The 13172-nt window shown below is 55.5% G+C and carries 11 protein-coding genes; 5 read left to right on the forward strand and 6 right to left on the reverse strand.

The annotated features are described in order from the left end of the window. The first annotated feature begins 86 nt into the window (after positions 1 to 86). Complete coding sequence (locus ACFSW5_RS24890) at positions 87 to 1403, forward strand: deoxyguanosinetriphosphate triphosphohydrolase family protein (RefSeq protein ID WP_379279584.1); 1317 nt, start codon at positions 87 to 89, stop codon at positions 1401 to 1403. Between the two features lie 173 nt (positions 1404 to 1576). Here the strand turns inward: ACFSW5_RS24890 and ACFSW5_RS24895 are convergent, their stop codons facing one another. Both ACFSW5_RS24895 and ACFSW5_RS24900 read right to left on the reverse strand, forming a co-directional pair. Continuing rightward, a complete protein-coding gene (locus tag ACFSW5_RS24895) occupies positions 1577 to 2713 on the reverse strand; it encodes a type II asparaginase (RefSeq protein ID WP_379279587.1) in 1137 nt (378 codons plus the stop codon). A 333-nt stretch (positions 2714 to 3046) separates the two neighbouring features. Next, positions 3047 to 4003, reverse strand: coding sequence for a nucleoside hydrolase (locus ACFSW5_RS24900; protein ID WP_379279589.1), 957 nt, complete (start codon positions 4001 to 4003; stop codon positions 3047 to 3049). A gap of 139 nt (positions 4004 to 4142) precedes the next feature. On the opposite strand from ACFSW5_RS24900, the gene ACFSW5_RS24905 reads away from it, so the two are divergent. Next, positions 4143 to 4301, forward strand: a complete 159-nt coding sequence (locus tag ACFSW5_RS24905; protein ID WP_379279592.1) for a DUF1540 domain-containing protein — start codon at positions 4143 to 4145, stop codon at positions 4299 to 4301. Between the two features lie 103 nt (positions 4302 to 4404). Here the strand turns inward: ACFSW5_RS24905 and ACFSW5_RS24910 are convergent, their stop codons facing one another. Then, the gene (locus tag ACFSW5_RS24910) at positions 4405 to 5298 is read right to left on the reverse strand and encodes a M15 family metallopeptidase (protein WP_379280220.1); all 894 of its coding nucleotides are present in this window, start codon (positions 5296 to 5298) and stop codon (positions 4405 to 4407) included. Between the two features lie 244 nt (positions 5299 to 5542). Here ACFSW5_RS24910 and ACFSW5_RS24915 point away from each other — a divergent pair, with 244 nt between their 5' ends. From ACFSW5_RS24915 to ACFSW5_RS24925, 3 genes are all read left to right on the forward strand, one after another. Continuing rightward, a complete protein-coding gene (locus tag ACFSW5_RS24915; protein ID WP_379279603.1) occupies positions 5543 to 7441 on the forward strand; it encodes an LTA synthase family protein in 1899 nt (632 codons plus the stop codon). A gap of 254 nt (positions 7442 to 7695) precedes the next feature. Then, positions 7696 to 8754 (forward strand): permease, encoded by a 1059-nt coding sequence (locus tag ACFSW5_RS24920; RefSeq protein WP_379279607.1) that lies wholly within the window; start codon positions 7696 to 7698, stop codon positions 8752 to 8754. Positions 8755 to 8777: 23 nt separating this feature from the next. Beyond that, the gene (locus ACFSW5_RS24925; RefSeq protein WP_379279609.1) at positions 8778 to 9809 is read left to right on the forward strand and encodes a TIGR03943 family putative permease subunit; all 1032 of its coding nucleotides are present in this window, start codon (positions 8778 to 8780) and stop codon (positions 9807 to 9809) included. Between the two features lie 105 nt (positions 9810 to 9914). Here ACFSW5_RS24925 and bcp read toward each other — a convergent pair whose 3' ends face one another. The 3 genes from bcp to ACFSW5_RS24940 form a co-directional block, all read right to left on the reverse strand. Continuing rightward, complete coding sequence (gene bcp / locus ACFSW5_RS24930) at positions 9915 to 10382, reverse strand: thioredoxin-dependent thiol peroxidase (protein ID WP_379279611.1); 468 nt, start codon at positions 10380 to 10382, stop codon at positions 9915 to 9917. 80 nt (positions 10383 to 10462) lie between these two features. Next, positions 10463 to 11524: an asparaginase gene (locus ACFSW5_RS24935; protein ID WP_379279613.1), complete on the reverse strand. Its 1062-nt coding sequence runs from the start codon at positions 11522 to 11524 to the stop codon at positions 10463 to 10465. 184 nt (positions 11525 to 11708) lie between these two features. Further along, positions 11709 to 13076 carry a cation:dicarboxylate symporter family transporter gene (locus ACFSW5_RS24940; protein ID WP_379279616.1) on the reverse strand — a complete coding sequence of 456 codons (1368 nt, stop codon included), beginning with the start codon at positions 13074 to 13076 and terminating at the stop codon, positions 11709 to 11711. Between the last annotated feature and the right edge of the window lie 96 nt (positions 13077 to 13172).

Below are 13172 nucleotides of genomic sequence, written 5' to 3' on the forward strand. Positions count from 1 at the left end.
AAGTAGGTACATTGTGAAAAAATGTGCTACAATTTTGCAAATGGATATGTCATCATTTCTAACATAACCGGAAGGAGGCAGCCACCATGGACCTTAGAAAAATGCGGCTGGACGAACCGGCTCCCGGTACGTTCAGCGAAGAGCGCGACGAGTACGAACGGGACTACGCCCGCTTGATCCAATCGCCGGCCTTCCGCAGGCTGCAAGGCAAGTCGCAAGTATTCGGAGCCGGTTCCGGAGATTATTACCGCACCAGGCTGACGCATTCGCTGGAGGTGTCGCAAATCGCGAGAGAAGTTGCCAGACGCCTCGGCAAGCAATACCCGTTTCTGGCCGCGAAAGAGCATCCGGGGCTTATCCTCGATCCCGCCGTCGTCGAAATCGCGTCGCTGGCCCACGATCTTGGCCATCCGCCGTTCGGCCACAAGGGGGAAGAGGTACTGAACCGGCTGTTGTCCGAACAGTACGGCATGTCCTACGAAGGCAATGCGCAAAACTACCGTATTCTTATGTTTCTGGAGAAACGGGCGGGCAGCGGAAGCGGCATGGATTTGACGGCAGCCGTTTTGCTCGCGATCAATAAATACCCTTATTGTCTTGACGACCCCGGCCGTCTGAAGGGGCTTTACCGCTCGGAATGGCAGGAAATCGCAGCGATCCGCGATCTTTGGAAGCTGCCGGAAGGCGCTTTGACGCTGGAAGCGCAGCTGATGGATCTATGCGACGATATCGCCTATTCGACCCACGATATCGAAGACGGCATACGCGCCGGCAAAATCCAAATGAACCGCACCTTTTTCGAGGATAACCGTTTGATTCATCATCTGGTGCAGGAAATCGAAGAGGATCAGGGCAACATGGACATCGGTTGGGATCAGGTGGACATTCCCGCAATGGTTCGCCGCGTTCTGGAGCGGTACTTGGACCAATGGGAAGCGTTGTATGTCGAATACGATCAGGAGCCGTCCCGGACCCGGAGAGAGATGAAGGCCCGATGGGTAAGCGTCTTCGCCAATAAAGTCGGCATTATCGACGATCCGGAGAAGGGCTGGAAGAAGGTCACGCTGGTCGACGGCGGCGTAGAGGATCTCGAAGCGCTTCGGACGATGGAAATTTTGAAAAAGCTCGCATGGGTAACGCTCGTAAAAGACTTCCGCGTTCAGCGGCTGCAGAAGCGGAGCGAAATCATGATCAGCAAGCTGTGGGACAGCTTTATCGTGCCGGAACACGGCCGTCTCATCATACCGCCGGATTGGATCGAAAATTACGAGCTTCACAAAAACGAGTGGAGCTGGCCGCGCTTTGTGGCCGATTATATATCCGGGATGACCGACACCTACGCGGAAAAGGTATACTCCGAGCTGTACGCCAGCAAAACCGGCTCCATTTACGAAATGGACTAGATTTGACTCGAAAGGCCTTTCGGTATTTGACTCGAAAGGCCTTTCGCTTCCCCGTTGTTCAGCCGCCGGCCCGGCCCAGACGATTACGCCCGCCGTTCTTATCGACGGCAAAAAAACAAAGACACCCGCGAGGGTGTCTTTGTCGTTTCGCCGCCTTTCGGCCGCCTGAGTCATTAATATTCGTTGAAGTACTGTTGAATTTTCGCCGCATCCGACGTCTTCGTCAGCGCCAGCATAAGAAGAATGCGCGCCTTCTGCGGATTGAGCGAATCGGTGGTGACGAAGTTCCTTTCCGCATCTCCCCCCGACAGCGAAACCGTTCCGCTTCCCGTGCGCGTCGAACGGGCGATGATGACGCCTTTGTCCGCGGCGGCCTCGGCTCCCTTCTCCGATGCGGAGGACAAGGAACCGTCGCCCGAACCCGCTACAACGATGCCTTTGGCTCCGGCTTCGACCGCAGCGTCGTATAAATAAGCTCCGTTATTCTGATACTCATAAAGGATATCCACTTGAGGGAGGGCATCCAGCTCCGTAACGTCGAACTCGGACTTCGTCGTATGCTTGCGAAGCGGCTCGTAGTAGAAGTAGACCTTCCCGCCGACGATCTCGCCCATATAGCCTTGCTCCGGCGATTTGAAGGTATCGGTCGCCGTTGTGTTCGTCTTCGTTATGAAGCGGGCGGAGCCGATCCGGTCGTTCAGCATCACCATAACGCCTTTGCCTTTGGCTTCGGGCGTTCCGGCCACTTTGACCGCGTTGTACAGATTGAACGGACCGTCGGCGCTGATTGCCGTTGCCGGCCGCATCGCTCCTACGACGACGACGGGCTTGTCGCTCTTGACGACCAGGTTCAGGAAGTAAGCCGTCTCTTCCAGCGTATCGGTTCCGTGCGTGACGACAATGCCGTCCACGTCATCGGAAGAGAGAAGCGCGTTGATGCGTTTGGCCAGCTTCAGCAGCACGCCGTTATCGATATCCGGACTGCCGACGTTCACGATCTGCTCCCCGCTGACGTTGGCGATCCCTTTCAACTCCGGCACGGCGTTAATGAGCGTCTCGACGCCGAGAGCGCCGGCGGTATATCCCGTTACGGCCGTATTGGAGGCTGCCGATCCCGCGATCGTTCCTCCGGTCGCCAAAATTTTAATATTCGGAAGCTCCGTCTTCGCCTCTGCGGTCGTCGCCGTCGTTGCCGCCGTTGCAGCTGCCGCCTTGGCAGGCTTCAAAATCCCAGTCGACGGCGCCAGTACGGCTGAACTGAACAACGCCCCCGCAACTAACGGAATAAGTGCGATTTTTTTCAATTTCATAAAGATGACTCCTCCCAATGATGTAAGTATTCATGACAAATTAATGCGGTTTTTGAGGGAAAGCCTCAATTTATATCGTATTATAGGCGCAATAACGGTTGGGGTCAATCATTAAATGTAATAAAACATAACATGATATAAAAAGAGCGCCAAATTCTCAATGCTCTATGTCAAGTTTGATTCGAAAAAACCAGGTGCTCGCCGGTATGAAAAAAAGACGTCCCGCCCCTCTCGCCATGTTCGTACTCACGATCGGCGTGAAGGTCGGGACGTCTTCCGGCAGTCCGTCAAAAAAAGCTGCCGCGTCTCCCTATACGGGAACGAGCCGCTGCGCTAAGACCGGCGGGAATCCGCCGATTGTCCGAGCTCCGTAATATAATCGAAGAACCGGTCGGGATCGACGTCGTAAACGAGGCTGACCGGGCGGCCGTCCGCCGCTTCGAAGGTGCGGCCTTGGCTCGGGCCGGAACGATGCACCTTGCACGTTACGGTACGCTCGGAGACCAGCTCGGGCTTGCCGACGATCGCCGTCGTCAGCACATCCCACAAGTAATAAGTCGAATTGGTTTCCATATATACAAGCGGCGGGCACATGGCGTAGCATTGGCCCATAAAATCAAGCCCTTCGTGCTTGCGCAAGGAAGCCCAGCGATTCCGGACCGGCATCGTAAGCGGCACCTTGTTCGTGCTTTCAAGCGCTACCATCGTAATCGGCACGCCGCTCGCCCATACGCGGTCCACCGCCTCCGGATCCCAGAACGCGTTCCACTCCGCGGTTCCGTCATGCTCCGGCTCCTGTACGTTGCCGCGCTCGAGGAAGGTGCCGCCCATCCAATAGAGCCGCTCGATCTTCTCTTCGATGTCCGGCGCTTCATCCAGCGCCCGGGCAAGATCGGTTAGCGGACCGGTGAACAGCAGCGTCGTCTTTTCGTCGTTGCTCCGGATTTGCCGGATCATATGCTTATGAGCGGGAAGCTCGGCTTCGGCGGCATGCATGACGCCCGATTCGTTCAATATCGGCAGCGCATCGACAAAGAAAGTATGCATGCGCCATTCCGCCGGGAACGGGTTAACCCCTCTGGACGTCGACCGGGCTACCTCCAGCCCTTCGCTCTCCGCTCCGAAGCGGTCGATGATTTTGCGGCTCGCTTTGACGCCCGGCTCCAAGTAGCCGTCCGCCGGAATGACGGATACGCCGGTCAGCTTGACATCCTCCATCTGCAGCAGCAAAAATAGCGAAATCAGGTCGTCTACCCCTGCATCGTGATTAAAATATACGTTTTTTGCCATATGAAACCTTCCTTTTCCGTTGTATAAAGCCGTATCCCGTTTGCCCATCCTAATGATAAGGCTGCATATCGGCGGCTATTTGGCCTCCGGATTCCCGGATCGCGCCTTGCAGCCTATCTTAGTTCGGGAGGTGACCATTGTGGCCAAAGACGTTCTTTGCGAAGTCAATTCTTGCAAATATTGGGCAGCCGGCAACTTGTGCAATGCTTCTTCCATCTATGTCGTTAACAACCGCGATAATAAGCATGCCGCTCATTCCAGCGAAACGGATTGCAAGACATTCGAGCCAAAGCTTTAATCCGGCGGGAAGCGCAGGTTCGGCCAACTAATCCTTTCTTCTTATCCGCCAGCCTGCGCTTATTGTCCCCTAAAGCTTGCGTGTGTTCCGGTTGCCGGGCTTGTTATTGGGCGACCGGAACCGCGTTGTAATACTCCTCCAGCGTCTTCCCGTCCTGCGCCAGCTCCTGAGCCAGCTCCTCGCCTACATAACGAAGATGCCAAGGCTCGTATTTATAGCCGGTAATGTCTTCTTTCCCTTCCGGATAACGGATAATAAAGCCGTATTCCGGCGCATGCTCCTCCAGCCATTCCGCTTCCGGCGTGCCGCCGAAGCAGCTTTCCGCCGCGCATTTGCCGTCGCTGCCCGACACGTCGATCGCAAGTCCCGTCTGATGCTCGCTTGTTCCCGGCACGGCGCTGTACGTGCGGGCTTTCTCGTAGCCGTCCTGCTCGACATAACGCTCGAACAGCGATTTTTGCGTCGAATACGAACGGTACGCCGATACGCCTGCCAGGTATATGCCGTCTTCCTCCGCTCCGGCGAACAGCTTCTCGAGCGCTTCCGCCGCTTCCTTGCGCATCATGCGCTTTTCGATTTTTTCTTCAAACAGAAACCGTACGTCCGGATACACGAGATCCGTCGGGTCGTATTCGTCCGGCAGCGAGTTTTCTTTATTGATAAGAGCCGTTATGCTGTCGGGCTCGGCGGCGACCGGAATGCCGTCGGCATTCACTTCTCTCGCTTCTTCGGACGGAGTCGGCTCCGAGGAAGCAGGCGTGCCCGAAGGCTCCTCCGAAGGCTCGTCCGCTTCCGAATCGGCCGAAGGAGTCGGCGCCGCGGAGGGCTCATCGCCGGAAGGCGGAGCCGCCGTTTCGCCGGCGGCTGTACTTGGCGGTTCCGCTTCGGTACGAACGTTCGTGATCCAGGAATAAGACGCGATCGCCACGACGCACAACAAGGCAAAAAGCAGCGCTGCCCGAAGCTTTCTTTTTCTTCTGTCGGTTCTTGGTCTCATCATAATGGAGGTCTCCTTATAGTCTCTAATGAATACGGTATGTATGAGGTAACTCTATCATATAAAGTTTCTATCGGGATGTCTAATTGCAAGCTGTTCCAAGGAGACTTCTGCCTTTTGACACCGGGGGCGAAAAGTTGCATAATGGACTCTAGACATTATCGTACGTTATACAACAAGAGAACGGGCTGGATTGCTTTTTGGGATACAGCCTGTTTTTGTTTTGGAAGGAAGGCGATATGCAGTGTCAGCTTTATCTGCTAGACGGTTGTTCGTTTCCGGCAGTCCGATTCTTGTTTTTTCGCTTATTATTCTCATTAAGAGCTTCATAGCCTGGATGGTCATTTTCGACGAGCCCTCATGGACCGCTCTTCTCAAGGAGCTGCCGTTCGCGCTCATATTGTTCTGCGCCGTCGAATGGTTCGCGTCGAAGCGCAAGCTTATGTATTATTTGCTTGTCAACCTGGTCGTGACGGGCATCTTGTTCGCCGTCATTATGTACTATAAATATTACGGCGTTATCGCCACTTATCTGGCCCTGGAGCAGGTCAACCAGGTAACGGCCGTCAAAAACAGCGTCTTTTCGCTGATGGATCCGTATTTCCTGCTGATCTTCATCGATATTATCATTTTCGGTTATTTCCTGCTTCGCCGGAACAAAGCGCTGACCTGGAAGAAAAACAGCGAACGCCGGGTTCGCAGAAGCGTCGTAGCCGCGTTGTTCGGCATTTCGATCGCGCTTTGCCTGTTCAATATTTTGCCCAACCGGGGCAGCATGAACGAGATCGTAAAAGCCGAGCAGATGGGCATTCTGAACTACGAGGCGTATACGATCTTCAAGAACAAAGACGAGGACCTTGTTTCGTCCTCCGAAATTACGCAGCAGAAAATCAACGAGCTGAAAAACGTCCAGCCGGTCGAATCGCCCAAGCTGTTCGGCGCGGCCAAAGGCAAAAATTTGATTATCATTCAAATGGAATCGTTCCAGAACTTCCTGATCGGCCTTAAAATCGACGGCACGGAAATTACGCCGAACATGAACAAGCTCGTGAAGGACAGCCAATATTTCAACCATTTCTACCAAATGGTCGGCCAAGGCAACACATCCGACGCGGAGTTCGTCGTGAACACGTCGTTCTACATTCCGCCGGACGGCGCGGCGACGATGCGCTACGTCGACCGGGAGCTGCCAAGCCTGCCGAAGCTGATGCAATCGCAAGGTTACGACACCGCCACCTTCCATACGAATACGGTGGAATTCTGGAACCGCGGCGAGCTGTACAAGTCGCTTGGCTGGAACCGTTACTACGACAACGAGTTTTTCGGCGAAGAGGACGCGTTCTTCTTCGGCGCCTCCGACGAGGTGCTGTACAAGAAGACGGCCGAGGAGCTGCAGCGGATGAGCAGCACCGGCCAGCCGTTCTATACGCAGGTCATTTCCATGTCGGCGCACCATCCGTTCACCATTCCGGAAAGCAAATACCGCATGGAACTGCCGGAAAGGTTTGAGGACACGCTTGTCGGCGATTATATCCGGGCGCAAAATTACGCGGACTACGCGCTTGGCCAATTCATCGACGATCTGAAGCAGCGCGGCATTTGGGACAACAGCGTAGTCGTGCTGTACGGCGACCATCTGGGACTGCCGCTATATTCGCTGGACGATGACGAAAAAGAGCTCATGAACGAAATTTACGGCCATGAATACAGCTACGACGATATGATGAACATCCCGCTGGTCGTCTCCGTCCCGGGGATGGAAGGCGCGGTTCATACGCAGCTGGGCGGGGAAGTCGATATTCTTCCGACGGTTGCCAATCTGTTCGGCATTTCGCTCGACAACCAGATTCATTTCGGACAAGACCTGTTCAATACGTCTTATAATATTTTGCCGCAGCGTTATTACCTGCCGACCGGCTCGTTTCTGAGCAGCGAGGAGCTGTTCCTGTCCGGCAGCGGCTACGAAGACGGCACGCACCTGTCGTTTGCCGGCAACGGCATGTCCGGAAAGCGGGCGACGGAAGCCGAATTCAACAACGCGCTTGAGCTTCTGCGATTGTCCGACAGCTACGTGAAGCAACTGCCTTACCGCGAAGGCGCGAAGAAACTGCAAGAAGACCAGAATGCAGATACCGAGCAATAATTGTTTCTTATCACCCGGACTTATTTTTATACAGAAAACCGACTGCGCCCGACATGCCGAATAACATGAGCGGGCGCAGTTTTTTTGCCGCGAGCTTCAACTTCGTTACCGTTTGCTTCGTTTTTTTTGATTTCGCCCTCCCGCTCCATTGACAGCCGCCTGCGCCGCGTTATATCCTTCAATTAACCGTAATGATTACGAAATTAACGGCATAAAGTAACCATCCGATTTGGCCCTTCGAAAGGAGGACGGTTTTGCGCGCGTTTCTTTATAGGCACTCCATTAATCTCATTTTTGTGTCGCTTATCGGGTCGGCCGTTTTGCTAATCGTCCATCCCCGTTTTTTTCAACAGTTTGATTTCCGAGTCGAGCTTCCCGCAAGCGCGCAAACGTTTAAAACGATGCTGCTCGGCATCGTGCTCGAGACGCTTCCTTTTCTGCTGCTGGGCGTGCTCGTATCGTCCTTCCTGCAGCTGTTCGTGTCGGAGAACGCGATCCGCAGGTTTATTCCGCGCCACCCGCTGCCGGGCATTCTGTTCGGCTGCCTGCTCGGTATCATGTTCCCGGTTTGCGAATGCGGGCTTATCCCGATCGTTCGCCGCCTGCTTGCGAAAGGAATGCCGCTTTACATCGGCATCGTGTTCATCCTCGTCGGCCCGGTCGTGAACCCCGTCGTATTCGCGGCAACCTATACCGCTTTCCGGGGGCAGCCGGACATTCTTTATGCCCGGATGGGACTGGCTTTGCTCGTCGGGGCCGTCATCGGCGCGGCTCTCTACCTTCTTGTCCGCAACAACCCGCTGCGGGAGGAACAACCGTCAGCCGCAGACCCCGGCCCTGAAACGCACGGTCATTCGCACGGCCATTCGCACCCGCATAGCCAAAGTCCGTTCGGCGGCAGCAAATGGCTGTCGATGATGGATCATGCCGGCAGCGAGCTGTTTGACATGGGCAAATACGTCATGATCGGCTCGATTCTGACGGCTGCCATTCAATCGTATGTGCCCCGGGAAAGTCTTGTCGGCATCGGTCAAGGGGCCGTTAGCGCGCCGCTGTTTATGATGGGGTTCGCCTACATCCTGTCGATCTGCTCGACATCCGACGCCTTTGTCGCTTCTTCCTTCGCGTCGACGTTTACGCCGGTTTCCTTGGTCGCTTTTCTCGTTTTCGGGCCGATGCTCGATTTTAAAAGCACGTTAATGCTGCTCGCCGTATTCCAGAAGAGGTTCGTCTTTCTGCTCGCCGTCCTGATCGCCGCATGCGTGCTGGCAGGCGCTTATTTGGCCGGCTGGCTGCTGTTTTCGCCATCCTAAACGTGAAAGCGAGGGATAACCCGATGAGCCCGGGCCGTTCTCCGGTTATTCACTATTTGCTGCGCGCCGCCATTCTGGCGTCGTTCTCGTTCCTCATTGCCCGTTTCGTGCGGGCGGACAAGCTTTATTACTATATCGCTCCCCGCATGGAAACGATCGTGAAGCTGGCCGCACTCGGCTTGTTTGCCGTGGCCGTGTTCCAAGCCTACTTGGCGCTGCAAGCCTACTTTGACCGAAAGGAGCGGGCCGCCTTGCCAAGCTGCGAGTGCGGTCATCATCCACCCGCTTCCAAACGAAAAAACGCGGTGCTGTACGGCCTGTTTGCTTTGCCGCTTGCGCTCGGTTTCCTGACGCCGGACACGCTGTTAGGCAGCGGGCTGACGGCAATCAAAGGCGTAAACTTAAGCAGCAGCGCTTCCGTCAGACCGGCAGAGGCTAACGACTCGGGGCTTGCTGCGCAGCCTCAAGCGGCGGAAGCGGCCGGCGGGTTGAAGCCGCCTTCGGGAGCCGCTGCGAACGCCCCATCCGGCGACGTATCCTCCGGAAACGGGGCGGCGCCGAACGGAGCAGGCGAAACGGACGATCTCGACGCATTGTTCCCCTACGATTCCTATACGGAGCTTCATGCCCGGCTGGCGAAAAGGCTGTATAAGCAAGACGTCATCGACATCCCGGAAATAGGATTCATGGAAGCGTTAACGACGCTGGACCTGTACAAAAACGCTTTTGTCGGCAAAGAGGTTGCGATTAGCGGATACGTATACCGCGAGGAAGGAATGAAGCCCGACCAGTTCGTCGTTTCCCGGCTGGCCATGCAGTGCTGCTCGGCGGACACCGAGCCGTACGGTATATTGGCGTCGTCGGAAAAAGCGAGTGCGCTCGACGACGATACGTGGGTCCGGGTGAAGGGCGAAATTGCGTTGACGAAATATATGGGCATGGAAATAATGGATCTCCGCATCGGCGAATTAACGGTCATCGACCCGCCGGATTCGCCTTACGTTTATCCGAACGACGATTATTTCGAGCTGCTGCTTAACGAATTACCGGAGTAACCGAAATCGGCTTCGCGAAGCCTCCGGAGCCGCCGAACGCACAACACCCGCAGGATAAGCTCCGATCCGGAGCCCCTGCGGGCGTGTTTTACGTCTAAGCCTGCCCTATAACCCCCGGACGGCCTCGAGCACTTCTTGGACATGGCCCTCTACGCTGACATTGCGCCATTCTTTGGCCAGCCTGCCGTCCTCGCCGATCAGAAACGTCGAGCGCTCGATCCCCATAAACGATTGGCCGTTATACTCGCGAAGCTTCCATACGCCAAACAGCTCGGATACTTTATGCTCGGTATCGGACAACAGCGGGAACGGCAGCCCGTAGGTCTCGACGAATTGGCCGTGAGAAGCCAGATCGTCCGGGCTAATGCCGATCACTTCGGCATTGTGCGTTTTAAATTCGCCGTTATAATCCCGGAAATCGCAAGATTCCGTCGTGCAGCCCGGCGTCATATCCTTCGGATAGAAGTAAATAACCAGCTTGCGGCCCGCGTAGTCATGCAGCGAAATCGCCGCTCCGGTCGAAGCCTGCAGCGTAAAATCCGGGACCTTCTCTCCCACTTTCACTTGCGTCATCGTATTCCATCTCCTTCATTCATTATAGGTTATAAGCAAGCATGCCGCGCCTTTATGAACGCTCCTCCCCTGATCACCCATTAAGGCCCGATATGCTCGAAAAACACCGTTTCCTTCAGCACGAAATCCCGCATTTGCCCGCTTTCGCCAAAAAGCGAATAAGCAAGCGTCAGCTTCATGAGCGCCGCTTCGACGGACATCCGCTCGATAAAGGTGACGCCCGCCTCGATCAGCTTGACCGAAGAAGCGTACAGCGCGCCCGAGCCGTCCTTCAGCGGGCATAGGTACAGATCTACGCCGTGCTCGCGGCAATACGCCGCAAACGTAAGCAGCGAATGCCGCTCTTGTCCGCTGACGCTGGCCGTTCCCGAATGGTACAAATCATGCAGCACCGCCTTGGGGGCTCGCTTCGAAAAATCGTAAAGCGAGTAATCCAGGCCCGGATAAGGCCGTATGTACAAAACGCCGGAGTCCAGCTTCCAATCCCGCCCTTCATTCCAAGCCGCCTCCGCCCCCGCGGCATGGCTGCGAAGCTGCTCCGCGGTCGGGTTCAAACGGTGCGTATCCGGCACGAATCGGCCGTCCTCCATCCGTCCGTAAGGCACGCCGTAAGGGCAATCGAATTGATCCGTAAACGGCAGGCATTGATAAAGACGGGTTCCCAAGTATACGACCGTCTCCTGCCGGTCATTGCGGTAAATGACGAATACGCCCGGCGGGTACTCGCCCGTTATGTAGTCGACCGCGGCCGCATAATTGGCAAGGCCGTTGCTTCTCGGGTCGTCGAGCGGATGGCCGCTGGCGACGAGCACGATGGGAATCGGCGTCCGGGCGAACGCATAGCTTAACATCGCCGCCGAATAAGCGAGCGTATCGGAGCCGTGCGTCACGATAATGCCGTCGTACTGCCGGACATCGATGCCGCGAAGCGCGGCGATCAGCGTATTCCAATCGTCCGGCACCAGATTTTCGCTCAAGATGTTGAGCGGCTGAACGGTGTCGATCCGCACCTCTTTCCGCATCGGGCTTTCATTATATTTATCGATAAGATAATAGGAGCCTGCTTCGTTCACCTGTATGGCTCCGTCGTTGTTTTTGCTTCCGATCGTTCCGCCGGTAAAGACGGTCATTATTTTTTTCACGGCCTATCTCCTTCCTTCCGTCTTCCTCTATTATACACAACCGGCAGCGGCTTCGCCGCTTCCGCCACCTGTCATGGAGTCGCAGCCCGGTTAGCGGCACCAAAAAAACCTGTTCCGGGGAACAGGTTTTTGAGTTCGGCGGCACGCGGCATTTTCGCCTTTCGCGCTGCCGGAATAGGATTCATTAAGACGCCTGGTTCAGTTCAAGCGGGTCTTCCTCGTCCCGATCGAACGACTCGCGGTCGAATTCGCCTTCGGAAACGGCTACGAGCAAGGAAGATACGGTCGTCCCCGTCGCATTGACGGCCGTGCGGCCCATATCGACGATCGCGTCGATTGCGAGCACCAGGCCGAGTCCTTCAAGCGGCAAGCCAAGCGCCGTCAGCACGACGGTCGTCGAGATGGACGCCGGTCCCGGCACGCCGGCAACGCCGATCGAGGAGATCATGCTGACGAGCACGATCAGAATATATTGCGAGATGCCAAGCTCGACGCCGTACACGTTGGCGACGAAGATCGCGACTACCGCCGGCCATACGCCGCCGCAGCCGTTCATGTTCATCGTTGCGCCAAGCGGCGCTACAAAGCTTGCAATACGAGGCGATACGCGCAGTCTTTTCGTAATGACCTCGAGATTAATCGGCAGCGTCGCATAGCTGCTGCGGGTCGTAAACGCGACCGCGACGGTCGGGTAAGCTTTGCGCAAAAATTTGAACGGATTTACTTTGGCACCGAACGCCACAAGCCCGCCGAACGTCACGACAAAGTGGATCAGCAAAGCCACATAGGTGCAAATAATAAGAGCGATAAGCGGCTTCAGCGTCTCAAAGCCGTATTTGGCGGCCATCGAGCCGATCAGCGCATATACGCCGTACGGCGTAAGGCGAATGATATATTTCGTCACTTGGTGCATCACTTGCGCGAACGAATCGATCACTTTTTTGACCGGTTCTACGGTTTCCGGCTTTTTCGAGCCCAAATGCACGATCGCGACCGCTACGAAGATGGCAAAGACGAGCACCGGTACGACCTTGCCTTCCGCCATATCGCCGATCGGGTTGGAAGGAACGAGATCCAGAATAACCTCCGAGAAGGTCGGAATTTCGCGCGCTTCATACCCTTCGGTCGGGCTCTGAACAAAGCCGAGGCCCGGATTGAACGCCAGCGCTACCAGAAGACCGATCAACGCGGCGATACCCGTCGTCACGAAAAACAACGCGATCGTCTTCGTCCCGATTTTCCGAAGCTGGCCGAGGCTCGAAATCGACGTGATACTCGTAATGACCAGCACGGCCACGAGCGGGATAACGAGCATTTTGATCAAGTTGACGTAAATGCTTCCGATCGTTCCGATGCTTGTCGCATCCAAGCCCGCGCTGTTCAGCACGACCCCGACGACGAGACCGATGCCAAGCGCCAGCAGGACGCGGTAGCCGAAGTTCAGGCGCTTCTTCGCCAAGTAATAGAGCAGGCCGATGACAACGACGGATATGAGCAAGCTGATCCAGTTCGTTTGAATGGCATGCAGAAGATTATTTTGAACGTTGTCCATTTTGCAGAACATCCCCTATTCCGACTGAATTAATGAGAATTATGAAGCAATATACGAATATTACTAACATCTTGGTTTGTTGTCAATACCTCTATT

Origin of the sequence: Paenibacillus thailandensis, from assembly GCF_042685365.1 — a bacterium.
In the GTDB taxonomy this organism is placed as follows: Bacteria; Bacillota; Bacilli; order Paenibacillales; family Paenibacillaceae; genus Paenibacillus_AP; species Paenibacillus_AP thailandensis.